Genomic DNA, 24046 nt, shown 5'->3' with positions numbered 1-24046 from the left:
TGAGGTCGGTCACCTCTCAGCCCCCTCGCGGCCTGTGAGGTCCCTCACCTTCGTCCCCGTCTGGGAACTCTGGCGGGCCCCGGCCGCTCTGCTCATAGCCTGTGGCTATCGGCACGAGTTTGATGATGACTTGGAACTCTGGACCGGGTCGGACTTACCGTGCGGGCGTGGCTACAGCGATATCTCCGATCCACCGATCGACCGTCGGGAAGAAGGCCGTCATGGCCGTCACCGGCGCGGTGCTCGTGCTCTACCTGATCCTGCACATGATCGGGAACCTCAAGATCTTCCTTGGGGCGGACGACTTCAACCACTACGCGCACTGGCTCCGCACGGTCGGCGAGCCCGCCGTCCCGCACCGGACGGTCCTGACCCTCGTCGAGGTCGTGCTGGCCGTCTCGGTCGTCCTGCACATGTGGTCGGCGATCTCGCTGGCGCGCCGGGCCCGCGCGGCCCGTCCGGTGAAGTACCAGTCGAAGAAGAAGTCGCACGCGCAGGGATACGCGGTGCACACGATGCGCTGGGGCGGCGTCATCATCGCCCTGTACGTCGTCTACCACCTGCTGGACCTCACCTTCTTCGTGGTGAACCCCAAGGGCCGTGACGCCACCCCCTACGAGCGGATGATCGCCGACTTCGACCCGTCCCGCTGGTACGTCACCGCCTTCTACCTCCTGGCCCTCGCGCTGACGGGCCTGCACCTGCGGCACGGAATCTGGAGCGCGTTCCAGACCCTCGGCCTGCGCACACCGCGCAACGAGCGGCTGCTGCGCACCCTGGCCGCCACGGTCGCCGCCCTGGTGGCCTTCGGCTTCGCCACCGTGCCCCTCGCGATCACGTTCGGAGTGGTGAGCTGACCATGAGCGACACCTTCTACAAGTCCGGCGAGCCGATCTCCGACGCCAAGGCGCCGCAGGGCCCCATCGCCGAGCGCTGGACCACCCGCAAGTTCGAGGCCAAGCTGGTCAACCCGGCCAACAAGCGCAAGAAGAAGATCATCATCATCGGCACCGGGCTGGCGGGCGGCTCGGCCGGCGCCACGCTCGGCGAGGCCGGGTACCACGTCGTCCAGTTCTGCTTCCAGGACAGCCCGCGCCGCGCACACTCCATCGCCGCGCAGGGCGGCATCAACGCCGCCAAGAACTACCGCAACGACGGCGACAGCGTGCACCGGCTGTTCTACGACACGGTCAAGGGCGGCGACTTCCGCGCCCGCGAGTCCAACGTGCACCGGCTGGCCGAGATCTCCACCTCGATCATCGACCAGTGCGTGGCGCAGGGCGTCCCGTTCGCCCGCGAGTACGGCGGCCTGCTCGACAACCGCTCCTTCGGCGGCACCCAGGTCTCCCGGACGTTCTACGCCCGCGGCCAGACCGGCCAGCAGCTCCTGCTCGGCGCCTACCAGGCCCTGATGCGCCAGGTCGACGCCGGGAACGTCGAACTGCACGCCCGCCACGAGATGCTCGACCTGATCATGGAGGACGGCCGGGCCCGCGGCGTCGTCGTCCGCGACCTGATCAGCGGCGAGGTCACGCACCACACCGCCGACGCCGTCGTCCTGGCCTCCGGCGGCTACGGGAACGTCTACTTCCTGTCGACCAACGCGATGGGCTCCAACGTCACCGCGTCCTGGCGGGCGCACCGGCACGGCGCGTACTTCGCCAACCCCTGCTACACCCAGATCCACCCGACCTGCATCCCGGTCAGCGGCGACCACCAGTCCAAGCTGACGCTGATGTCGGAGTCGCTGCGCAACGACGGCCGCGTCTGGGTGCCCAAGAAGGGCGGCGACGACCGCCGTCCCTCCGACATCCCCGAGGACGAGCGCGACTACTACCTGGAGCGCATCTACCCCTCCTTCGGCAACCTGGTGCCGCGCGACATCGCGTCCCGCGCGGCCAAGAACGTGTGCGACGAGGGACGCGGCGTCGGCCCCGGCGGCCTCGGCGTCTACCTCGACTTCGCCGACGCGATCGAGCGGCTCGGCCGCGCGACCGTCGAGGCCAAGTACGGCAACCTCTTCGAGATGTACGAGCGGATCACGGGCGAGAACCCCTACGAGACGCCGATGCGCATCTACCCCGCCGTCCACTACACGATGGGCGGGCTGTGGGTCGACTACGACCTCCAGTCCAACATCCCCGGCCTGTTCGTGATCGGCGAGGCCAACTTCTCCGACCACGGCGCCAACCGCCTGGGCGCGTCCGCGCTGATGCAGGGCCTGGCCGACGGCTACTTCGTCCTGCCGAACACCATCGGCGACTACATAGCCCGCACCAACCTGGACCCGGTCAACGAGAAGTCGATCACCGAGGCGGAAACCCGCGTCCGCTCCCAAATCGAGAGACTCCTCTCCATCGACGGCGACCGCACCGTCGACTCCTTCCACCGCGAACTCGGCCACATCATGTGGGAGTACTGCGGCATGGAACGCACCGAAGAGGGCCTGCGCAAGGCCCTCGACCTCATCCCGGCGCTGCGCGAGGAGTTCTGGGAGCGCGTCAAGGTGACGGGCAAGGGCGAGGAGCTCAATCAGCAACTGGAGAAGGCCGGCCGCGTCGCCGACTTCCTGGAGCTGGGCGAGCTGATGGTCGTCGACGCCCTGCACCGCACCGAGTCCTGCGGCGGCCACTTCCGCGGCGAGTCCCAGGACGAGGACGGCGAGGCCAAGCGCGACGACGAGAACTTCTCCTACGTCGCCGCCTGGGAATGGGCCGGTGAGGGCGAGCAGCCCGTCCTCCACAAGGAGGCCCTCGAGTTCGAATACGTCAAGCCCACGCAGAGGTCGTACAAGTAATGAAGCTCACACTGCGCGTCTGGCGCCAGCAGGGCCCCGCCGACAAGGGCTCGATGGTCGAGTACAAGCTCGACGACATCTCCCCCGACGCCTCGTTCCTGGAGATGCTGGACGTCCTCAACGAGCGCCTGATCTCCGAGGGCTCCGAACCCATCGCCTTCGACCACGACTGCCGCGAGGGCATCTGCGGCATGTGCTCCCTGGTCATCAACGGCACCCCGCACGGCCCCGAGCGCGCCACCACCACCTGCCAGCTCCACATGCGCAAGTTCAAAGACGGCGAGACCATCGACGTCGAACCCTGGCGCGCCCGCGCCTTCCCGGTGGTCAAGGACCTGGTGGTCGACCGCTCCGCCTTCGACCGCATCATCTCCTCCGGCGGCTTCATCAGCGCCCCCACCGGCACCGCCCCCGAGGCCCACGCCACACCCGTCCCCAAGCCCGACGCCGACCGCGCCTTCGAGGCCGCCGAATGCATCGGCTGCGGCGCCTGCGTGGCCGCCTGCCCCAACGGCTCCGCCGCCCTCTTCCTCGGCGCCAAGGTCACCCACCTGGGCCTCGTCCCCCAAGGCCAACCAGAACGCTGGGACCGAGTAGTGAACATGCTCGAAACCCACGACGCCGAAGGCTTCGGCGGCTGCACCAACACCGGCGAATGCACCGCCGCCTGCCCCAAGGGCATCCCCCTAGACGTAATAGGCCGCCTGAACCACGACTACCTCAAAGCCACCACCAGCAAAAAACACTAAAAACAAGGCCCTCACTACGCTCGGACAGCCAAATTGGGGGCTCCCGCCCCAAACCCCAAGCTGGGGGGCTCCGCCCCCAGACCCCCAGGGGACTAATACGCAGAGAGCCCCAGCACACAGCCGGGGCTCTTTGCGGTGCTTAAGGCTTGGGTCAGGGAGTCAACTTGTCCCGCTTCACCCGGGCGACCAGCGCAGCGAAGGTCGTGGCCGACACCGTGAGGTGCCCGGAGTGAGGGTCTTTCGAGTCCCGGAGGCCGATATATCCGGGAAGCCTGGCCACCTCGACACACTCTTGGCCACCCGAACCACCGCCGCCGCTGTGGCTTGACTTACGCCAAGTGATCATTCAAATCGCTCCATCGCTCGTGCTACGAGATCTCGTGAAGAGTCCCAAGGGAGGGCGCTTGCGCCGATTCGATCCCAACGTACCCCGAACTCGCGCACCTCGGTATTGCCCTGTATCAACCGTCCGCCACCCGGCGCCTCGACGTACGCCGACTCTGAACTCTCCATGGTCAGCGTGTTGAACGAACCGTCCAAGCCGAGGTGAAATCCGGTGGCCTGCGGGATCACGCGAATCATCACGTGGGGTGTGTCCGACGCTTCCACGAGCCGTGCGAGTTGCTCTCGCATCACACCAGGCCCGCCCACTGGGCGATAGAGCACGCTCTCGTCCATCAGAACCCAGAGCAGGGGCGGCCTCTTGCGTGTAAGCACCTCTTGCCGCTTCATACGTCCCTCGACCGTCCCCTCGATTCTGTGAGAGCGAAAGACCCTCTCGCTCACGCCAGAATCGCAGGTCAGAGGCTATCCAGTCCTTGAAGGACGTGTCGGGGTTCAGTGACTCGACGGGTGCCATTGGCCACGCTCCGATGTGTCGGATGTGTCATCGACACGCGACAACTTAGTTCGCGAGCATCACTCTTGTCCCAAGAACGAGCCAACCAGGGACGGACAAGATGGCCATGGAAACCACAATCCCCACCGAATTGAACATCACCTGTCTCGCGGCTCGTACGGCACCTATGCATGTGCGAACGTTGCTCGGATTTCAACTTTCCAACTGGGGCCTCGAAAATCTACTTCAAGACGCGAGCCTGGTCATCGGCGAATTGATCGCGAATGCGATCGAGGCGACTCCACACGGCGAGATTCGCGTAAGGATCACACGCGAGGCCGAGTCCATCACCCTCGGTGTCTGGGACTCGTCCGACAGTCACCCGGTCGCCAAGCCCGTTGTGGAGCTGGACCTGGCTGACATCACCCCGGACGCGCGCGCCCTGGACCCGGGCCACGATGACGGCACGGGCGGCTGGGGCCTGCCCATCGTCGAGGCGCTCTCGGCCGAGTACGGATTGCGTCCAACTCCGCCCCACGGCAAATGGGTCTGGACCCGTCTCAGGGCCCGCCCGACCTTCGCTGCGGAGAGCAGGTGACATGGACGGCGTCAGCACCCAAGACGTCCCACAGCGGGCCAGGATGCGAGTGGTCCAGGGGCACGGTCCGCTGAGCGGAACACTGCTTTTCGGAATTCTCCCCCCTTCTTAGGGTTGGCCCTCCAAGTCCTGTCGGGATACGCCGACGGGGGGGCGCAACGTCCTGAAGGAGAAATAGTTGACTATCCCACCGTACGAACAGAGCGGCCCGGCCTCGAAGAAGGGCCGGCACCGTACGGCCAGCGTGGTCGTGGTGACCGCAGCACTGCTCGGCGCGACCGCGTCGAGCATGGGGACCGCCCAGGCCGTAACGGCGCCCGACAAGAGCAAGGTGTGGCAGGCGCCCGTCAAACCGCAGGCTCCCCTGAAGGTCGCCAACAAGAAGTTCCGCACCTGCGTTAACGCACGCATGTGGTGGGACTCAGGAAAGCGGGCCAGCAACACCAACATCGCGGTCGGCTATCAGTTCGACGGGGCGGAGCTGGAGCCCAAGGAGCGACCCGACGGGTCGGTCTACTGGAAGGCCAGCGCCGACATGAACTCGAAGGTCTATCCCAAACGGTCGACGATGACGATCACCAACCCGACCTGGCCGAGGATGACCGTGAAGCAGAAGGTCGCCACGAAGCAGTTCCGGGACGGACTGATCGACTACGAGAACACCCGGATCAAGATGATCGACGCTCTCCTCGAGCGTCACGGGCAGCTTCAGGCCCTCGGTTTCGGAAAGAGCCAGGGCCAGGCCCTCCAGGCGCTGGCAAGGGACAAGGGGGTCGTCCAGGGAATCGCGATGGGCATGGTGCGGCACTCCCTCGCTTACTACGACCGGCACGCGAAATACGGCCGCATGCGCACCAAACTGCGCGAGGCCCCCCACGCCTGGTTCCGCCAGTGGGCGGGGAAGAACGTCACCCTGACCTGCCCACGCTGACCAGCCCGGCCCCACGGAACGACCGCCCACCGAAGAGGGCGACTCCAGCCCCCGCCGGTCATCCATAGCCAGTACTCCACACCGTGGACGGTGAAGCAGTGCAGCGCCTCATCGCTCCAGCCGAACGTGGCCTGCAAAATCTCGTGCAGGCCCGCCGCCCTCGATCTGGCGGCTAGACCCGCATGGCGCTTGGACTGCCGGCCGGGGACTACAGCGGCCGGCGCCTCGCCCAGCAGCACGGCGATTGCGGCGAGCCGGCCCAGTAGTACCGCGGGATGGCCATGGCGGCCCTGCTCTTTGGGCTGGGTCGCCATGGGGAATTACTTGCTAGAAGCAGTTCAGGCTGGAGGGTCTGCCCATCGTCGAGGCACTCGCATCCGACTACGGCCTCCGCCCAACCCCGCCGCATGGCAAATGGGTCTGGCCCGCCTCGCACCCTGACTCCGCTTGGCAGGATGCGCCTGCGCCTCCATGTCGGGCTGGGGCTTGCCCGCTTTGCTCGTGTGAAAGACCGGCGGTCACAAGGCTCGGGGGCGGGAGAGGAGGGTGCGGCCACGCTTTGGCGTGAACGTCGCCGCCAGGACGGGATCGGCCAGGAGGACGACCGGCGCGAGGTGGTCGGTGTTGCGGGGCTGCCAGGACGCGAGTGCGTCTGCGATGGCCTGCCACAGGGCTTCCGGGTCTTCGTTGTGCTGTGCGAGTGCCGCCTTGACGAGCGCGTCGAACTCGGGGTTGCCGTATTGGAACTGCGAATCACCTTGGCTCAGCCGGGTCTGATGGTCGTCCACGGCAAGAAGCACTTCGGGATCGCCTTCGTCCATCGCCGCTTGCAGGATCGAACTCGGGCCGGTCGAGGCGCTGCGCTCGTGCTCGGCGAACAGCAGAGGCAGCAGTTCCTCGGTGAACAACGGATCGTTCAGGAATCCATCCGGCGTGGAATCGTCCAGGAGCCGCGCCATCAACTGTCGGGCCTCATCGGTCCGGTCGAGGAAAAGCAGGAGTTGGAGTCTCAGGACGGAGGCGGCGGGGTCATCGGCGTCGGCGAGTGCCGCGATGGCTGTGTCGGTCCTCCCGGCTAGCGCGTGCAGGCGGGCACGGGCAAGGTCGGTGTCGTCCCCGTGCTCCCCCATCTGGCGAAACCCTGCGTAGAGGTTCTCCATGAGCGCGTGGAAGGACGGGAAGCGTCTGGGTGGCTCGGCATCCCACGAGAACAGGCTGTAGGCGGCCCATTCGCCGTCCTCGCCGACGTCACCCGGGTCGAGGAAGAGCACGCCCGCATCGACCTGGAGCGAAATCAGCAAGCCCCGCGAGATCGCATCGCGCTCGTCGTCGTGAGAGAAGAGCTCCCACTTCTCCCAGCGTGGCTCGATGTCGTGCAACCAGCCCACGTTGGAGGTGTCGCGCAGCCGCCGGACGGACGTCCCGGCCTCGCGCCAGCCGTCGGTCGCGAGGAGGAAGCTCCGATAGGACGGTGGGAGCCGTGTCCCGAGCCGCGCCTCAGCCGCCGCTACGGCCTCCGGGGCGGCCGGCGCGAACCCGAGCCATCGGGTTCGCAGCAATTCGGCGTCCACCATGTCCTGGTCGATGCTCCGCACCCATTCTTCGCTCCAGCGCGTCAGCCACGGCATCCAATCCATACGGCGCATGGTGCCTGACGCCTAGGACAACCTCGCCTCAGTTTCCATGGTCAGCGGGTGCTTTGGACCGCCACGTCGGTAGTGACGTCGACATCGTGGGTGAGTTGGGGCTGAGAGACGAGGGCGGCCGCTGCCACGAGGGCGGCGCAGGCGGCCAGGGCCAGGCGGTGTCGGAGCTTTGGGCGCTTACGGGGGGCGACCGGGGGCGGCGTGATGGGGGCTGGGGTGGTGGCGGTTATGGCTAGGCGTTTGCGGGCGGTTACCCAGGCGGCTACTTCGTCCTTGGGGAGGCCGCAGGCGGTGGTGAAGGCTATGAGGAGGTCTTCGCGGGGGAGGGTGGTGCGGCCGAGCATGCCGGACGCGGTGGAGAACGGGAGGCGCAGGCCGGCCGTTCTGGCGCGGGACTCGATCTCTCGGTAGGAGAGGCCGGACCAGGCCTTGAGGGCTCTGAGGGCCTGGGTGAACTCGGCCGGGGTGGCCGGATCTTCTGGTCTTGGACGCTCGATCTCGATCATGTGGACCCCTCCCCGAACTGCGGATACAGCGTCTGCGTACGAATGCGTACGAGCTCGTACAGATCACAGGATTGCTCACCGGCGGCGGTGGCGTGGACGCTTCGGATCATCCCATTCGTTTCATCGAAACAGGAGTATGGATGAACCGCCGAAGGCATGTCCTGACCGCGTTCGCCGCCGTGGCGGCGCTCGCACTCGCGGGCGCACCGGCGCACGCGGAGTCCGAAGACGGCATACCGGAGTTCCTCGACGCGACCCTGCCGAAGGGGCCCGGCGGGACGGTCGTCGCCGCGCGGGACGGCAAGCTCGTGCACTGCGAGGGCTTCGGGCTGGCCGATCGTGAGGCGAAGATCCCGGCCGGGTGCGACACCGTCTATGACGTCATGTCGATCACCAAGCAGTTCACGGCGGCGGCCGTCCTCAAGCTGGAGATGGAAGGCAAGCTGCGTGTCACCGATCGGGTCGGGCAGTTCGTCGGCTCGGTGCCCGCGGACAAGCGGGCGATCACGCTGCACCAGTTGCTGACCCATACGTCGGGGCTGGACGAGATCGGCAGCGACTACGACCCGGTGACGCGGGACGCCATGCTGAAGGGCGCGATGGGTTCTCGGCTGATCGCGTCCCCGGGAGCGAAGTTCCATTACTCGAACCTGGGCTACAGCGTCCTGGCGGCGATTGTCGAGAAGGTGTCTGGCGTCCCGTATGAGAGGTACTTGGCATCGCGGCTCTTCGCTCCGGCGGGGATGGGCCGGACGGGGTACGTGCTCCCCCAATGGCGGCCGGGTGAGGTCGCGGTCGAGTACGACCGGCATGGGGTGCGTCAGGGGAGGCCGTACGAGCACCCGTGGGCGAGCGATGGTCCGCACTGGTACCTGCGTGGCAACGGTGGATTGTTGTCGACGCCGCGTGACATGTTCCGCTGGCACCGGGCGCTGGAGTGCGATCGGATCCTGTCGCGGGAGGCGAAGCGCAAGCTGTTCGCCCCGCATGTGCTGACCGAGTCGGAGGGCGACACCAAGGTCTACTACGGGTACGGCTGGGGTGTCTTTCCTCGGTCGCCGCTGGGGCGGGTGGTCGAGCATGACGGGGGCAACGACTGGTCGTTCGGGGAGTTCGCCCGGTTCCTCGACCGCCGGGTCATGGTCTTCTGGATCTCCAACCACGCCTTCCGGGACGGGAAGTGGGACCTTGAGGAGCTCAACTCGCGCCTGACGAAGGGCGTCGCCGAGCGGGCCTGACCGGGCACTGGAGTTCGACGAGGTCGCCGTCGGTGACCTCCCGGTAGGGGCCGTGCGATTCCAGGCCGCGTTCGTGCAGGACGGCGTCGACGGTGAGCCACGGGTCGTCCGTGCTCGGGCGGCGGGTCAGCACGGCTCCTCGTTCCACGGCGGGCAACTCGGCCAGGTGCAGGCCGTCCGGCGGGTCCTGGCCGGGGGCGAGGGGTACGCCGACCGCGACCTCGATCTTGGATCCTCCGTTATAGGTGCTCACGACGCGTCCGTCGGAGGGGTTGAGCCTAGCCAGCAGCTCGCGGTGCAGGGCGGCGATCTCGCTGGTGTCGTTGACCTCGCCGCTGACCTGGGCGAGGCGGAGCGCGGGCAGGGGTTCGAGCCGCAGTGTTCCGTGGGTCATCCGCAGACCTTCCTCGATCGATCGGAGCCGCCGCTCCACCTCGGCCAGCCGCCGGGTGTCGGCCTGGACGCGCCGTTCGAGCTCGTCGCGGCGCAAGCGCAGCATCCCGCTCAGCCGGTCGGCGGAGATCCGCTCGTCCAGCAGGGCGCGGCACTCGTCCAGGCTGAACCCGAGCTCCTTCAGGGCGACGAGCGTGTCGACCCGGCCGATCTGGGACGGCGCGTACCAGCGGTAGCCGGTCTCCGGGTCGACGCGCTGGGGCTCGACCAGCCCCAGCGCGTCGTAGTGCCGCAGCATCCGGACCGATACTCGGGTGCGGCGGGCGAGTTCTCCGATGCTCAACATGACGACCTCAGCTCAGCCCATGACACCGTGTCAGAGTCAACGGAGGGCATCGAGAATCGCGCGCCCGCGCGGGGAGACGCGGTAGCCGGTGCCGAGGCTCTCGGTCAGTCCGAGTTCCTTGAGCTTGCGGACGTCGCGTTTGAACGGCGCCGTCTCCCAGCCGATGGACGCGGCGAGGTCGGCCGCCCGGACGCCCTCGTTGTCGGCGAGCAGTTGGAGCACCTGGGCGGTCCAGGGGCCGCGCCGGTCGAACCGCGCGAGCCGTTCCAGGACCTCGGCCCCCTCGGTTTCGTCGAGGTCGCCGCGTTCCCGGAGGGCGATGCGCGGGTCCGGGCCCCCGTACCGGACGGCGACCCGGTAGAGGGCGCCGTCCGGTCTGGAATCGAGGTAGGCGAGCAGGGCGTCCCGGGAGGGGAACCCCGCCCGGGACGCGTCGGCCTCGGTGATGTCGTCCGGACCGACCTCGCCGACCGCCGTGACCTCGACCAGGCCGATCATGGTGCGCAGCGCGGTGCCCGGGCGCACGCGCGGCCGCGTCCAGCGGCGGAAGGCCAGGGTGACCGTGCCGGTCCGGATCTGGGCGAGGACGTCGGCAGGGATGAGCATGTTCCTCTTCTTCCGCGTCGCGGGCCTGGGAAAACGGTCCTAGCGCCGGACGCGTTTCCAGGTCAAGGGCGCGGCGAGACAGGCGGCGGCCAAGAGGATCCCGAAGGCGACGGTCAGCGCGGTGGTGTAGCCGTGGACGGGCACCGCCGCGCTCGCCGCGACGGTGTTGAACAGGGCAGTGCCGAGCGCGGCGCCGAGCTGCTGCGCGGCATTGTAGGCGGCCGACGCGGCTCCCACGTCCCGCCAGTCCAGGTCGGCCGTCGCGAGGGCGGCCGTCGGGGGCATCACGCAGCCCAGGCCGAGCCCGGTCAGGACCAGGGCCGGGACGAGATACAGCGGCAGGACGTCCTCGCTCTGGGGTGTCAGGCGGGTCAGGACGAGCATCCCGGCCGCGGCGGTGAGCAGACCGGGCACGATCAGCGCGGCGGGCGGGACCCGTCCGTGCAGCCGTCCGGCGACGAGCATCGACCCGATCAAGGCGGCCACGGCGTTGATGATCAGCGCCATCCCGGCCTGGAACGGCGAGTAGCCGAGGTTCGCCTGGAGGTAGTAGGTCATGAACAGGTAGAAGCCGAACATCGCGGCGAACATCAGCATGATCGCGCTGAAGGCTCCGGCACGGGCGCGGTGCAGGAGCACGCGCATCGGGAGGAGCGGGCGCGGCGCCCTGGCCTCGACCACGCCGAACGCCCCCAGCAGCACAACCCCGCCCAGCAGGAGCCCCAGCACCCGAGGCGAATCCCATCCGGCCGCCTCGGCCTCGTTGAAGCCGTAGACCACCGCGCCGAACCCCGCGGTGCTGAGCACGGCGCCCGCGACGTCGAGGCGTCCGGTCTCCCGGCCGGGACGGTCGCGCGGCACCCAGGTCGCGCCGAGCACGGCCAGCAGCGCGATCGGGACGTTGATGTACAGGCACCAGCGCCAGCCCGCGTGCTCGGTGAGCAGCCCGCCCGCGACCAAGCCGACGGCCGAGCCGGCGGCGCCGACCGCCGCGAACACCCCGAACGCCCGGCCGCGCTCGTGCGGTTCGGTGAAGGTGGTCGTGAGCAGCGACAGCCCGGCGGGCGCGAGCGCGGCGGCGAACACGCCCTGCAGGGCCCGCGCCGCGAACAGCGTCTCGGGGTTCACCGCCGCCCCCGCCAGCGCGGACGCGGCGGCGAAGCCGATCAGGCCGGTGACGAAGGTGCGGCGGTGGCCGAGCGCGCCGCTGACCCGCCCGCCGATGAGCAGCAGCCCGCCGAAGGCGAGCGCGTAGGCGGTGATCGCCCATTGCCGGTTCGCGTCGGACATTCCGAGCGCCCGCTGGGCGGACGGCAGGGCGATGTTGACGATCGTGCCGTCCAGGACGACCAGGAGCTGCGCGGCGCTCACCACCGCGAGCGTCAGCCGCCGCCGTCCCGGCGAGCCGCCGGACGCGGCAACAGCCGGTTCCTTTTCTTGAAGACTCATGACTTCAAGCGTGTCGTTGAAGTCGTCCCGGAGACTTTCCCCGCCCGGCGTCCACCGTCACACTGGCGAAGGACGCACGGCCCTCAACCGGAAGGTTGAACCTCCGAGGACGCGATGACGACCCTGGGCTTGAAGGAGGAGCACAACCCCGACCGCTACTGGCACCCGGACTAGGGCGAAGCGGCGGGAAGATGGACCGTGACGACCAGTCCACCGCCCAGACGCGGTGTGGCGCTCACGGCACCGTGGTGGGCGTTGGCGGTGGCGCGGACGATCGACAGGCCGAGGCCGCTGCCCCGGTCGGAGCGGACGCGCTCGTTGCCCAGGCGGCGGAACGGCTCGAAGATCGTCTCCATCTCGTACCCGGGGACGACGGGGCCGGTGTTGGCGACGACCAGCTCGACCCATCCGTTGCGGATTCTCGTGGTGGCCCAGAGCTCGCCGTGGTCATGGTTGTGGCGGATCCCGTTCTCCACGAGGTTCTGGACGAGCCGTTCCAGCAGCACCGGGTCCCCGGTCGTGCGGGCCGCGTCCAGGTCGCGATGGACGGTGATCTCCCGCCCGGACGCCTCGGCACCCGCCTGGTCAAGGACGTGCGAGGCGACGTCGGCCAGGTCGAGCGGCCCTCCCCCGACCAGGTGGTTCTCGCTTCCCGCCAGCGTGAGCAGCCCGTCGATCAGCCGTTCGTGACGGGCGTTGACGACCAGCAGCGACTCGCCGAGCCGTTTGAGGTCGTCGGTGGCGTCCGGACGGCGGACGGCGACGTCCACCAGCGTGCGGTTGACCGCGAGGGGCGTGCGCAGCTCGTGCGAGGCGTTGGCGACGAAGCGCCGCTGGCCGTCGAAGGAGCGGGCGAGCCGTTCGAGCATCGTGTCGAAGGTGTCGGCCAGCTCCTTGACCTCGTCGCGCGGGCCCGCGTAGGCGATGCGCTCGCCCAGGTCGTGACCGCGCGCCACGCGCCGCGCCGTCTCGGTGATCTTGTGGACGGGACGCAGCGCGCGCTCGGCGAGCAGCCAGCCGAACCCCACGGCCGCCGCGCCCACCAGCATCAGCGCGATGGCACCCTGGGTGAGCAGGGAACGCAGCGTCTCGCGCGCGGTGTCCTTCCTGATCTCCCCCACGACGTTCTGGGCCTGCTCGCTGGTGAGCATCGTCCCGGGGGGCATCCGCTCCAGCATCTCGGGCGGCGGCTGGGTCTGGCCCGGCTTCGACAGGAACTTCACGTGCTTGCCCTCGGTCGGCATGTTGTTGCGCATCAGGAAATAGATCAGCGCGAGCAGGACGATCCCCGCGACGAGGAACAGCCCGCCGTACAGGAGCGTGAGGCGCAGCCGGATCGTCGGCCGGAACCGCTCGGCGAGCGGGGACGCCGCCGAAGGCACGGGCGCGGGCGTGAAAGCGGTGGTCATGGCAGGCGGTACCCCACTCCCGGGACGGTCTCGATGATCGGCGGGTCCCCGAGCTTGCGGCGCAGCTTCATCAGGGTCACCCGGACGGTGTTGGTGAACGGGTCGGCGTGCTCGTCCCAGACCTTCTCCAGGAGCGACTCGGCCGGGACGACCGAGCCGTTGGCCCGCAGCAGCTCGGCCAGCAGGCCGAACTCCTTGCGGGCCAGCGGGACGTAGCGTCCGTCCCGGTAGACCTCGCGGCGGCCCGGGTCCAACCGGATGCCGGAGCGCTCCAGCGTCGGCGGATCGGCCGGCCGGGCCCGACGGCCCAGCGCGTGGATCCGGGCCACCAGCTCCTCGAAGGCGAACGGTTTGGTCAGGTAGTCGTCGGCCCCCAGCCGCAGCCCGTCCACCCGGGCGGGCACGGTCACGGCGGCGGTCAGCATCAGCACCCGCACATGGGCGCCGGAGTCGACCACCGCGCGGCACACGTCGTCCCCGTGGACGACGGGCAGGTCCCGGTCCAGGACGAGCACGTCGTAGTCGTTGACGCCGAGCCGCTCCAGCGCCGCGTCCCCGTCGTAGACCACGTCCACGGCCAGCGCCTCGCCCCGCAGCCCCTCGGCGATCGAGTCGGCGAGCATCCGCTCGTCCTCGGCGACCAATACGCGCACGTTCCCGCCCCCCAGCCCCTCACCTTGCTGTTCTCGCACAGCCTGGGGCCAGAGGCGTAACGCGGGCATAACGTGATGTGGTTACGCCCGAGTTATGGGTTCGGGACTGGACTGCTCCTCGTCGCCGGGAAACCGCCCGGCGGACGAGACGACGAGGAGACCGAACCCATGCGACGACAGACGTTCGCCGCGCTGGCCCTGGTGCCGGCGCTCTTGCTGGGGCTGCCCGCCTGCGGAGACGACGGCAAGAACGCCAAGGCCGGCACCACCGCGAAGGCGGCGAGCGACACCGAGAAGATGCGCAAGTTCGCCGCCTGCATGCGGGAGAACGGCGTCCAGATGGACGACCCGGGCGAGGACGGCGGCGTCCGGATGCGGATGACCGGCAAGGAGGGCGACGGCGAGGCCAAGATGAAGGCCGCCGAGTCCAAGTGCCGTCACCTGCGGCCCGACGGCGGCGAGCCGAAGAAGCTCAAGCCCGAGGACCTGGCCAAGATGCGCCAGCTCGCCAAGTGCATGCGCGAGAACGGCGTGGACATGCCCGACCCGGACGCCGACGGCCGCATCACCGTCAAGAAGAGCGGACCCGCGGGCGGCGGCGCGAAGGTCGGCGGCCCCGACGACCCGGAGTTCAAGGAAGCGCAGAAGAAGTGCCGCAAGTACGAGCCGAAGCGTCCGGGGAGCGGGAGTTGAGCCGCAGGCGCACCGTCGTCCTCGGCGTCACCGGGCTCGTGGTGATCGCCGGGGCCGGAGTGGCGACCACGGGCCTCGGCGGCGGCGGCGAACCGGCCGCCAAGGGCGGCATCGCGCCCCCCGCGACGGCCCCGATCGAACGCACCACGCTGGTCGAGACGCAGGACGTCGACGGCACGCTCGACTACGGAGACGCCGAGACCGCGACCAGCGGGGGCGGTCGCGGCACCCTGACCTGGCTTCCGGCCGCGGGCTCGACGGTCAGGCGCGGCAGGCCCGCGTTCAAGATCGACGACAAGCCGGTACCGCTGCTGTACGGGTCGCTCCCCCTCTACCGGACGCTGTCGAGCGGGTCCGAGGGCAAGGACGTCCTGCAGTTCGAACGCAACCTCCAGGCGCTCGGCTACACCGGCTTCACCGTCGACAAGGAGTTCAGCTCCGCGACGGCCGACGCCGTCGAGCGCTGGCAGGAGGATCTCGGGCTGGACGAGACGGGCAAGGTCGCGCCCGGGTCGGTGCTGTACGCGTCCGGGGAGATCCGGGTGGCCGAGCGCAAGGCCACCGTCGGCGACAAGGCCGGCGGGCCCGTCCTCACCTACACCGGCACCACCCGCGTGGTCAGCGTCGACCTGGAGGTCAAGTACCAGAAGCTGGTCAGGAAGGGCAGCGCGGTCTCGATCGAACTGCCCGACGGCGCCACCACCAAGGGCCGGATCACCAAGGTCGGCAAGGTCGCCACCGAAGGACGCACCGAGGAGGACCCGACGACCATCGAGCTCACGATCTCCATCCAGCGCCAGCGCGGGCTCGGCTCCTACGACAAGGCGCCGGTGCAGGTCGGGCTCAGCGCCGACAGCCACGCCGACGTCCTGGCCGTGCCGATCGCGGCGCTGCTCGCTCGGGGGGACGGCGGCTACGGCGTCCAGGTCGTCGAGGGGACCGGCGTCCGGACCGTCCCGGTCGAGACCGGCGTGTTCACCGGCGGAAAGGTCGAGATCTCCGGATCGGGCCTGAAAGAGGGCATGAAGGTGGGGGTTCCCCGATGATCCCGGTGGTGGAGCTCCGCGCGGTCACCAAGACCTATCCCGGCGGCGTCACCGCGCTCGACGCGGTGACGCTCGCCATCGACCCCGGCGAGCTGGTCGCGATCGTCGGGCCGTCCGGCTCGGGCAAGTCGACGATGCTGCACCTGCTCGGCACGCTCGACCGGCCGAGCGAGGGCACCGTCCTGGTCGAGGGGCGGGACGTGTCGACGATGTCGGACCGCCGCCTGTCGGCCCTGCGCGCGCGCCGCATCGGGTTCGTGTTCCAGCAGTTCCACCTCGCCGACGGCGTCAGCGCGCTCGACAACGTCGCCACCGGGATGCTGTACGAGGGCGTCCCGCTGGCCCGGCGGCGGCTCCGCGCGCGCGCCGCGCTGGAACGCGTCGGCCTCGGCCACCGCCTCGGCCACCGTCCCCACCAGCTGTCCGGCGGGGAGAAACAGCGCGTGGCGATCGCCCGCGCGGTGGTCGGGGAACCGGCGATGCTGCTCGCCGACGAGCCCACCGGCGCCCTGGACTCCGTCTCGGGCGACGGCGTGATCGGCCTGCTCCGCGAGCTGTCCGAGGGCGGCACCACCGTCATCCTGATCACCCACGAACGCGAGATCGCCGCGTCCCTGCCCCGCCAGGTCGCCATGCGCGACGGCCGGGTCGTCGACGACCTGGCCGGGGTTCCCCAATGAGACGCCGCGAACGCGGGGCGCCGCAGACGACGCGTCCGGACCTGCCCACCCGCGCGGACGTGCCCGCGCGGCTCGGCCTCGGCGACGTCCTGCGCGTCGGCGCCTCGGGCCTGACCGCGCGCCCGATGCGGGTGTTCCTGTCGGCGCTCGGAATCGCGATCGGCATCGCCGCCATGATCGGCGTTGTGGGCATCTCGACGTCCAGCCGCGCCCAGCTCCAGGACACCCTCGACCGCCTGGGCACCAACCTGCTGACCGTCACGCCCGGACGCGACTTCATGGGCGACGAGGCGTCCCTGCCCGAGGACTCGGTCGCCATGATCGGCCGTATCCCCGACGTCATGGCGGCCTCGGCCACCGGCAAGCTCAAGGATTCGAAGATCTACCGCAACGACCACATCCCCGAGGGCGAGAGCGGCGGCATCTCCGTCCAGGCCGCCCGCCTCGACCTGCCCCAGACGGTCGGCCTCACCCTGGCCAAGGGGACCTGGCTCAACGCGGGGACGGGACGCTACCCGGCGGTCGTCCTGGGCGCGGAGTCGGCCGAACGCCTCGGCGTGACGGGGACCGGCGTCCAGGTCTGGCTGGGCGAACGCTGGTTCACCGTGGTCGGGATCCTCCACGCCAACGACCTGGCCCCCGAACTGAACTCCTCGGCGCTGGTGGGCTGGGAGGCCGCCAAGTCGGCCCTCGCCTTCGACGGGCACCCGACCACGGTCTACACCCGTGCCGAGAAGCACGCGGTCGCGTCCGTCCGGGACGTCCTGGCCGAGACCGCGAACCCCGAGTCGCCCAACGAGATCGACGTCAGCCGTCCCTCCGACGCCCTGGCCGCCCAGAACGCCACCGACAAGGCGTTCACCGGGCTGCTCCTCGGCCTCGGCGGGGTCGCGCTGCTGGTCGGCGGGGTCGGGGTGGCCAACACCATGGTCATCTCCGTCCTGGAGCGGCGCGCGGAGATCGGCCTGCGCCGCTCCCTGGGCGCCACCCGGGGACAGATCCGGCTCCAGTTCCTCACCGAGTCGCAACTCCTGGCCGCGCTGGGCGGGGTCGGCGGCGTGGGCCTCGGCATCGTGGTCACGGCGATCTACGCGCTGAGCCAGGGCTGGCCCACCGTCGTCCCGCCCTGGGCCATGGCGGGCGGCGTCGTCGCCACCCTTCTCATCGGCGCCGTCGCCGGCCTCTACCCCGCCGTCCGCGCCGCCCGCCTCTCCCCCACCGAAGCCCTCACCGGCACCTGACCAGCCCCCCGGGGCCCGGCTTACCGTCCCGAGTGTCGCCGGGTGTTCCCCCTGGGGAACACCCGGCGACACAGACTCCGCCCGCAAGCCGACGCCACGTGCCCCCGGGTATCCGGCGGGACGCATCGCGGTCGGAGGCCGATGTCCCCGGGGGGGCGGGTCAGCGAGTAGGGACGAGGGTTTCGACGCCGGTGGGGAGGCTTCCGGCGAGGGCGGCCTCCACCAGGAAGGTCTCCAGGATCTCCTGGAAAGCGCGGGCCGCGTGGGTGAGGTCGACGTCCTTGCGGTGGGCCAGGGCGATCGTCCGCAGGAGCCCCGGCACGGGCTGGCCGCGCCGGGGCTGGTCGTCCGGTCGTTCCGCCAGGACCAGGGGCGTGCCCCTGAGCCCGGGACGGCCGGACAGCACCATGCTGGGCACCACCGCGATCCCGAGCCCGGCCTCGACGAAGCGCAGCACGGCGTCCATCTCCCCGCCCTCGACGGCGAACCGCGGCTCGAACCCCGCCGCCCGGCACGCCCCGATCGTGGCCTCGCGCAGGTCGTACCCGGAGCGGAACATCACCAGCGGGCGGTTCCGCAGGTCGGAGATCTTCATGTAGGAGCGTCGCGGCATCGGCGCCGAGTCTCGTGGACCGTTCCCCTCCGGACGTTCCGGCGCCGCCGGGGAGGCGACCACGAGATGCTCGCGCAGGATGGGGGTGCTCTCCAGCGGCGGGTCGCCGTGCAGCGGCAGGATCACCAGCGCCAGGTCGAGCGACCCCCGGGTCAGTTCGCGCACCAGGTCGCGCGACCCGCCCTCCTCCACGATCAGCTGCACCCCGGGGTAGGTGTCGTGGAAGCGGCGCAGCACGTCCGCCAGCAGCCCCGCGCAGAGCGACGGCGTGGCGCCCAGCCGGACGCGTCCCCGTCGCAGCCCGGCCAGTTCCTGCACCTCGAGCCGCGCCGTGTCGACGTCCGCGAGAATGCGCTTGGCCAGCGGCAGGAGCGCCTCCCCCGCGGGCGTCAGCGTGATGTTGCCCCGCGCCCGGCTGAACAGCGAGGCGCCCAGCTCGTTCTCCAGCGCCCGGATCTGCTTCGACAACGACGGCTGCGCCACCCGGAGGAGCTCGGCCGCCTGGGTGAAGTGCCGGACCTCCGCCACCGCGACGAAGTACGAGAGCTGCTGAAGCTGCATCCTTCATAGCGTACGGCTATGAAAACCGTCACCCTGATAGCGGCCCCGGGGCAGCGGGTGTGACGACGGAAAGCCCGGAGGTCCAGGCCGAGGTCGCCGAGGGCCTAGCGGCCCCCGGGACAGCGGGCGTGGTGGCGAGAGCTCGGAGGTCCAAGCCGCAGTCGTCGAGGGTCGGGAAGCCCGGCGTCAGCGGGCGTCACGGCGAGAACTCCGAGAGCCAGACCAGAGTCGTCGAGGGTTGGGAAGCCCAGCGTCAGCGGGCGTGGTGGCGAGAGCTCGGAGAGCCAGGCCGGAGACATCGAGGGTCGGGAGGTCCGGCGTCAACGGGCGTGACGGCGGAGGGCCTGGAGGTCGTGGACGATGACGCGACGGCGTCCCGTCTCGATCCAGCCGTGCCGGCGCAGGGTGCCCAGCGCCTTGCTGACGGCCTCGCGGGACGCCCCGACCCACCCCGCCAGCTCCTCCTGCGAGAGGCTGAGCGTGATGCGGACGCTCTCGGCCCCGTCCGGCCGGACGGGGTAGGGCACGCCGAACCGTTCGGCCAGCTCGACCAGGCGCTGCGCGACCCGTTCGGTGGCGTCGAACATGCCGAACTCGATGCGCTTGCGGTCGGCGTCCCGCCAGCGCTGGCACAGCGTCTTCATGATGAGGATGGAGACGCGGCCGTGGGCACGCAGGAACGAGGTGAACTCCTCCTCGGTCAGCGCGAGCGCGCGCGCCGGTTCGAGGGCGGCGACGCTGGCCGAGCGGGGCAGACCGTCGATCGCGGCGACCTCGCCCAGCAGCGAACCGGGCCCCCGCACCGCCAGCAGCGCCTCGCCGCCGTGCTCACGGTGCGAGAACGCCTTGACGCGTCCCGACAACAGGACTGCCACCCACGTCGACAGCTCGCCCTCGTGGAAGAGCACCGCACCTCGCTCGAACTCGCGCATACGTCCGCGGTTCTCAAGGTCAGCACGCTCCACCGGGAGGAGCTCGGCAAGGAACGAGCCAGGCTCCAGAGCGGTCATGGAACCACGCTAAACCGAACGAGCCTTCTGGTAACCCGTCATGGAATCACGAATGCATCACGCGTTGTGTGAACTTCTCCCTACTCACAGCGGACTTTCCGCGCCAAAGTGGGGCGGTCACCCAGACTTTCCAGGGAACAGCGGACACATCTGGGGAACGGCGGAGGAGCGGGCGGCGGTGACGGGGGCACGCCGCCCGCAACGTCGTCCACCCCTCGCCGGGTGGGGCGAGGGGTGGGGACGACGCCTCAGGCGGACGGGGTGTCCTGCCCCTTCTTGACGATGCCGAGCTTGCTGCCGAGCCACACCACAGGGTCGTAGCGGCGCCCGACGACCCGCTCCTTCATGGGGATCAGCGCATTGTCGGTGATCTTGATGTGCTCGGGGCACACCTCGGTGCAGCACTTGGTGATGTTGCAGAAGCCCAGGCCGTGGTCTTCCTGCGCGATCTCACGCCGGTCCTGGACGTCGGCCGGGTGCATCTCCAGCTCGGCGATCCGCATGAGGAAGCGCGGCCCGGCGAAGCCCTCCTTGTTCTCCTCATGGTCGCGGATCACGTGGCAGACGTTGTTGCACAGGAAGCACTCGATGCACTTGCGGAACTCCTGCGAGCGCTCGACGTCCACCTGCTGCATCCGCAGGTCGCCCGGCTCGACGTCCCCGGGGTCGAACGAGGGGATCTGCCGGGCCTTCTCGTAGTTGAACGACACGTCGGTGACCAGGTCGCGGATCACCGGGAACGTCCGGACGGGCGTGACGGTGATCGTCTCGTCCGGCGTGAACGTCGACATCCGCGTCATGCACAGCAGGCGCGGCATCCCGTTGATCTCGGCCGAGCACGACCCGCACTTGCCCGCCTTGCAGTTCCAGCGGACCGCGAGGTCGGGGGCCTGCGTGGCCTGGAGCCTGTGGATGATGTCGAGGACGACCTCGCCCTCGTTCACCTCGACCTTGTAGTCGGCGAGCTCGCCCTCGCCCGCGTCGCCGCGCCAGACCCGGAACTTGGCCTCGTAGCTCATTTCTCCTCCGGGGTTGCGTCGGCGGCCGGGAGCTCTGCGCCTTCGTCGGCCGGGAGTTCTTCGGCGGTGAGGTACTTCTTCAGCTCGTCGGTCTCGAACAGGCCGATCAGGTCGTCGCGCATCGGCTCCAGCGGCTGGCGCCGCAGCTCGACCGACGTGCCGTCGGACGACAGCCGGCACACCAGGTTGATCTTGCGCCAGTCGGCCGACATCCCCGGGTGGTCGTCGCGGGTGTGGCCGCCGCGGCTCTCCTGCCGCTCCAGCGCCGCCTTCGCGATCGCCTCCGAGACGATCAGCATGTTGCGCAGGTCGAGCGCCAGATGCCAACCCGGGTGGTAGCCGCGGCCGTCGTTCACCGCGACCGGGGCCACGCTGACGTTGGCGACCCGCCCGCGCAGCGCGACCAGCCCCTCCAGCGCCTTCTCCAGCTCCTCTTCCTTGCGGATGATGCCGACCAGCTCGTTCATCGTCTGCTGCAGCTCGGCGTGGACGGCGTAGGGGTTCTCCCCGTCCTCGCGCTCGAACGGGGCCAGCGCCTCGGCGGTGGCCGCCTCGACCTCCGCCTCCGGGACGACCGGACGTCCCTCCAGCGAATCGACGTACTCCGCCGCGCCGAGACCGGCCCGGCGCCCGAACACCAGCAGGTCGGTCAGGGAGTTGCCGCCCAGCCGGTTGGAACCGTGCATGCCGCCCGAGCACTCGCCCGCCGCGAACAGCCCGGGAACCAGCGCCGCCCCGGTGTCGGGGTCGACCTCCACGCCGCCCATCACGTAGTGGCAGGTCGGGCCGACCTCCATCGGCTCCTTGGTGATGTCGACGTCCGCCAGCTCCTTGAACTGGTGGTGCATCGCCGGGAGCCGCCGCTTGATCTCCTCGGCGCCGCCCGGCATCCGGTCGACGACCGTCAGGAAGACACCGCCGTGCGGCGACCCGCGTCCGGCCTTCACCTCCGAGTTGATCGCGCGCGCGACCTCGTCACGCGGAAGCAGCTCGGGGGGACGCCGGTTGTTGTCGGGGTCGTCGTACCACCGGTCGGCCTCCTCCTCGGAGGTCGCGTACTTGTCCTTGAACACCTCGGGGATGTACTCGAACATGAACCGCTTGCCGTCGGAGTTCTTCAGGACGCCGCGGTCGCCGCGCACCGACTCGGTGACCAGGATGCCCTTCACCGACGGCGGCCAGACCATGCCGGTCGGGTGGAACTGGACGAACTCCATGTTCAGCAGCGTCGCGCCCGACAGCAGCGCCAGGGCGTGCCCGTCGCCGGTGTACTCCCAGGAGTTCGAGGTGACCTTGAACGCCTTGCCGATGCCACCGGTCGCCAGCACCACCGCGGGCGCCTCGAACACCACGAACTTGCCGGTCTCGCGGACGTAGGCGAACACGCCCGCGATCTTGTCGCCGTCCAGCAGCAACCGCGTCACGGTCGTCTCGGCCCACACCTTGATGCGGGCGTCGTAGTCGCCCAGCTCCCGGTGGTCCTCCTGCTGGAGCGCCACGATCTTCTGCTGCGTGGTGCGGATCAGCTCCAGGCCCGTCCGGTCGCCGACATGCGCGAGTCGGGGGTACTCGTGACCGCCGAAGTTCCGCTGGCTGATCTTGCCGTCCTTCGTGCGGTCGAACAGCGCGCCCCAGTGCTCCAGCTCCCAGACGCGGTCGGGGGCCTCCTTGGCGTGCAGCTCGGCCATGCGCCAGTTGTTGAGGAACTTGCCCCCGCGCATCGTGTCGCGGAAGTGCACCTGCCAGTTGTCGTTGGAGTTGACGTTCCCCATGGCCGCGGCGGCGCCGCCCTCGGCCATCACCGTGTGGGCCTTGCCGAACAGCGACTTGGAGATGATCGCCGTCCGCTTGCCCTGGAGCCGCGCCTCGATCGCGGCGCGCAGCCCCGCGCCCCCGGCGCCGATCACGACGACGTCGTAGGCGTGCCTCTCGATCTCAGTCATGATCTCTGGGCCCCTAGTTGAAGAATCGCAGGTCGGAGATGGTCTCGCTGGCGACCAACGCGACGTACAGGTCGGTCAGCATCAGCGAGCCGAGCGTGATGAGCGCGTACTGCCCATGCCGCTCGTTCAGCTTGGAGACCTGCCCCCACATCCAGTACCGGACGGGGTGCTTGGAGAAGTTCTTGAGCCGTCCCCCCACGATGTGACGGCACGAGTGGCACGACAGCGTGTAACCCCACAGCAGGATCACGTTCGCCCAGATGATGACGGTGCCCAGGCCGATGCCGAAGCCGCCGTCCTCCCCGTGGAACGCGCGGACGGCGTCCCAGGTGTTGATGAGGGAGATGAGGAACGCGAACAGCCAGAAGTAGCGGTGCAGGTTCTGGCCGATCAGGGGGAAGCGGCGCTCTCCGCTGTACTTCTTGTGCGGCTCCTGCACCGCGCACGCGGGCGGCGACGCCCAGTACGAGCGGTAGTAGGCCTTCCTGTAGTAGTAACAGGTCAGCCGGAACAGCAGCAGGAACGGCAGCGACACCGCCCCGAACGGGATCCATCCCCGAGTGCTCTCGGGCAGGAACGTCCCGAACTCCGCGGCGGGCCCGCACGCGTCGTTCACGCACGGCGAGTAGAACGGCGTGAGGTAGTGGTACTCCTCGACAAAGAAGGCGGAACCCCAGAACGCCCGGATGGTCGCGTACACCACCCACGTGGTGAAGATGACCAGCGTCATCAGCGGATAGAGCCGCCAATTGTCCTTACGGAGCGTGCGTTCCTTGATCTGGGCGCGCGATTTGTCGGGCGCCTCCAAAGTGCTCATCGATGCTCTCCTGAGCTCGGGTCATCGGGTCCCGGGTGAGCGCACCCATGCCGCCGTCGCGCCTCGGCCGCATGCGGGCGGTGACGCCGCGTGTGCGCTTCCAGCGAAGCGACCCTACTCCGACCGGCGGACACTGTGACATACATAACAGCCAGGCCTTGATGTGACCCTGACCACAGGTTTTAGCGTCTCCCGCCCCCTGCTGCACCGCACAAACCCCATAACCAGTAGTGATGAGCCCAGGGAATCAACACAAGACCACCA

General features: G+C 69.5%; 24 protein-coding genes. 10 read left to right on the top strand and 14 right to left on the bottom strand.

From position 1 onward, the window contains the following. Positions 1-167 precede the first annotated feature (167 nt). Genes ACQPY4_RS07920 through ACQPY4_RS07910 form a run of 3 tightly spaced genes read left to right on the top strand, consistent with a single transcriptional unit; the run spans position 168 to position 3546 of the window. The gene (locus tag ACQPY4_RS07920; RefSeq protein ID WP_433333964.1) at positions 168-857 is read left to right on the top strand and encodes a succinate dehydrogenase cytochrome b subunit; all 690 of its coding nucleotides are present in this window, start codon (positions 168-170) and stop codon (positions 855-857) included. A gap of 2 nt (positions 858-859) precedes the next feature. Further along, on the top strand, positions 860-2797 hold the full coding sequence (locus ACQPY4_RS07915) for a fumarate reductase/succinate dehydrogenase flavoprotein subunit (RefSeq protein ID WP_433333962.1): 1938 nt from the start codon (positions 860-862) through the stop codon (positions 2795-2797). Then, the gene (locus ACQPY4_RS07910; RefSeq protein WP_433333960.1) at positions 2797-3546 is read left to right on the top strand and encodes a succinate dehydrogenase/fumarate reductase iron-sulfur subunit; all 750 of its coding nucleotides are present in this window, start codon (positions 2797-2799) and stop codon (positions 3544-3546) included. Before ACQPY4_RS07915 ends, ACQPY4_RS07910 begins: the two co-directional genes overlap by 1 nt. 151 nt (positions 3547-3697) lie before the next feature. Here ACQPY4_RS07910 and ACQPY4_RS07905 read toward each other — a convergent pair whose 3' ends face one another. Further along, positions 3698-3892 (bottom strand): DUF397 domain-containing protein, encoded by a 195-nt coding sequence (locus ACQPY4_RS07905; protein ID WP_433333958.1) that lies wholly within the window; start codon positions 3890-3892, stop codon positions 3698-3700. Next, entirely contained in the window at positions 3889-4278 is a 390-nt protein-coding gene (locus tag ACQPY4_RS07900; protein ID WP_433338852.1) for a DUF5753 domain-containing protein, read from the bottom strand. Before ACQPY4_RS07900 ends, ACQPY4_RS07905 begins: the two co-directional genes overlap by 4 nt. 227 nt (positions 4279-4505) lie before the next feature. On the opposite strand from ACQPY4_RS07900, the gene ACQPY4_RS07895 reads away from it, so the two are divergent. Then, on the top strand, positions 4506-4982 hold the full coding sequence (locus ACQPY4_RS07895; RefSeq protein WP_433333956.1) for an ATP-binding protein: 477 nt from the start codon (positions 4506-4508) through the stop codon (positions 4980-4982). Between the two features lie 178 nt (positions 4983-5160). After that, a complete protein-coding gene (locus tag ACQPY4_RS07890) occupies positions 5161-5913 on the top strand; it encodes a hypothetical protein (protein ID WP_433333954.1) in 753 nt (250 codons plus the stop codon). 518 nt (positions 5914-6431) lie between these two features. Here ACQPY4_RS07890 and ACQPY4_RS07885 read toward each other — a convergent pair. Both ACQPY4_RS07885 and ACQPY4_RS07880 read right to left on the bottom strand, forming a co-directional pair. Then, positions 6432-7550, bottom strand: coding sequence for an SMI1/KNR4 family protein (locus ACQPY4_RS07885; RefSeq protein ID WP_433333952.1), 1119 nt, complete (start codon positions 7548-7550; stop codon positions 6432-6434). A 50-nt stretch (positions 7551-7600) separates the two neighbouring features. Next, positions 7601-8065, bottom strand: a complete 465-nt coding sequence (locus ACQPY4_RS07880) for a helix-turn-helix domain-containing protein (protein WP_433333950.1) — start codon at positions 8063-8065, stop codon at positions 7601-7603. A gap of 140 nt (positions 8066-8205) precedes the next feature. Here ACQPY4_RS07880 and ACQPY4_RS07875 point away from each other — a divergent pair, with 140 nt between their 5' ends. Next, positions 8206-9303 (top strand): serine hydrolase domain-containing protein, encoded by a 1098-nt coding sequence (locus ACQPY4_RS07875; RefSeq protein WP_433333948.1) that lies wholly within the window; start codon positions 8206-8208, stop codon positions 9301-9303. On the opposite strand, the gene ACQPY4_RS07870 is transcribed toward ACQPY4_RS07875, so the two are convergent. The 5 genes from ACQPY4_RS07870 to ACQPY4_RS07850 all read right to left on the bottom strand — a co-directional run bounded on the left by ACQPY4_RS07870 (position 9263) and on the right by ACQPY4_RS07850 (position 14159). Further along, positions 9263-10042 (bottom strand): MerR family transcriptional regulator, encoded by a 780-nt coding sequence (locus tag ACQPY4_RS07870; RefSeq protein ID WP_433333946.1) that lies wholly within the window; start codon positions 10040-10042, stop codon positions 9263-9265. The genes ACQPY4_RS07875 and ACQPY4_RS07870 overlap by 41 nt on opposite strands. Positions 10043-10078: 36 nt before the next feature. Then, the gene (locus tag ACQPY4_RS07865; protein ID WP_433333944.1) at positions 10079-10648 is read right to left on the bottom strand and encodes a hypothetical protein; all 570 of its coding nucleotides are present in this window, start codon (positions 10646-10648) and stop codon (positions 10079-10081) included. Between the two features lie 39 nt (positions 10649-10687). Continuing rightward, positions 10688-12097: an MFS transporter gene (locus ACQPY4_RS07860; RefSeq protein ID WP_433333942.1), complete on the bottom strand. Its 1410-nt coding sequence runs from the start codon at positions 12095-12097 to the stop codon at positions 10688-10690. 170 nt (positions 12098-12267) lie between these two features. Continuing rightward, entirely contained in the window at positions 12268-13506 is a 1239-nt protein-coding gene (locus tag ACQPY4_RS07855) for a sensor histidine kinase (RefSeq protein ID WP_433333940.1), read from the bottom strand. After that, positions 13503-14159: a response regulator transcription factor gene (locus ACQPY4_RS07850; RefSeq protein WP_433333938.1), complete on the bottom strand. Its 657-nt coding sequence runs from the start codon at positions 14157-14159 to the stop codon at positions 13503-13505. Before ACQPY4_RS07850 ends, ACQPY4_RS07855 begins: the two co-directional genes overlap by 4 nt. A gap of 168 nt (positions 14160-14327) precedes the next feature. Here ACQPY4_RS07850 and ACQPY4_RS07845 point away from each other — a divergent pair, with 168 nt between their 5' ends. Genes ACQPY4_RS07845 through ACQPY4_RS07830 form a run of 4 tightly spaced genes read left to right on the top strand, consistent with a single transcriptional unit; the run spans position 14328 to position 17819 of the window. Then, entirely contained in the window at positions 14328-14852 is a 525-nt protein-coding gene (locus ACQPY4_RS07845) for a hypothetical protein (RefSeq protein ID WP_433333936.1), read from the top strand. Further along, positions 14849-15898, top strand: a complete 1050-nt coding sequence (locus tag ACQPY4_RS07840; RefSeq protein WP_433333934.1) for a peptidoglycan-binding protein — start codon at positions 14849-14851, stop codon at positions 15896-15898. The genes ACQPY4_RS07845 and ACQPY4_RS07840 overlap by 4 nt, the downstream gene beginning before the upstream one ends. Continuing rightward, on the top strand, positions 15895-16578 hold the full coding sequence (locus ACQPY4_RS07835) for an ABC transporter ATP-binding protein (protein ID WP_433333932.1): 684 nt from the start codon (positions 15895-15897) through the stop codon (positions 16576-16578). The genes ACQPY4_RS07840 and ACQPY4_RS07835 overlap by 4 nt, the downstream gene beginning before the upstream one ends. Further along, entirely contained in the window at positions 16575-17819 is a 1245-nt protein-coding gene (locus ACQPY4_RS07830; protein WP_433333930.1) for an ABC transporter permease, read from the top strand. The genes ACQPY4_RS07835 and ACQPY4_RS07830 overlap by 4 nt, the downstream gene beginning before the upstream one ends. 160 nt (positions 17820-17979) lie before the next feature. Here the strand turns inward: ACQPY4_RS07830 and ACQPY4_RS07825 are convergent, their stop codons facing one another. The 5 genes from ACQPY4_RS07825 to ACQPY4_RS07805 all read right to left on the bottom strand — a co-directional run bounded on the left by ACQPY4_RS07825 (position 17980) and on the right by ACQPY4_RS07805 (position 23782). Continuing rightward, a complete protein-coding gene (locus ACQPY4_RS07825; RefSeq protein WP_433333928.1) occupies positions 17980-18993 on the bottom strand; it encodes a LysR family transcriptional regulator in 1014 nt (337 codons plus the stop codon). Positions 18994-19313: 320 nt separating this feature from the next. After that, complete coding sequence (locus ACQPY4_RS07820) at positions 19314-20003, bottom strand: Crp/Fnr family transcriptional regulator (protein ID WP_433333926.1); 690 nt, start codon at positions 20001-20003, stop codon at positions 19314-19316. A gap of 248 nt (positions 20004-20251) precedes the next feature. After that, entirely contained in the window at positions 20252-21022 is a 771-nt protein-coding gene (locus tag ACQPY4_RS07815) for a succinate dehydrogenase/fumarate reductase iron-sulfur subunit (protein WP_433333924.1), read from the bottom strand. Continuing rightward, positions 21019-22965 (bottom strand): fumarate reductase/succinate dehydrogenase flavoprotein subunit, encoded by a 1947-nt coding sequence (locus ACQPY4_RS07810; protein WP_433333922.1) that lies wholly within the window; start codon positions 22963-22965, stop codon positions 21019-21021. Before ACQPY4_RS07810 ends, ACQPY4_RS07815 begins: the two co-directional genes overlap by 4 nt. A gap of 13 nt (positions 22966-22978) precedes the next feature. Next, a complete protein-coding gene (locus ACQPY4_RS07805; protein WP_433333921.1) occupies positions 22979-23782 on the bottom strand; it encodes a hypothetical protein in 804 nt (267 codons plus the stop codon). Positions 23783-24046: the final 264 nt, after the last annotated feature.

Origin of the sequence: Spirillospora sp. CA-294931 (assembly GCF_050946795.1) — a bacterium.
Classification (GTDB): domain Bacteria; phylum Actinomycetota; class Actinomycetes; order Streptosporangiales; family Streptosporangiaceae; genus Spirillospora.
The sequence above is the reverse complement of the archived record's forward strand: the minus strand, read 5'-3'. Positions and strand labels throughout refer to the sequence as shown.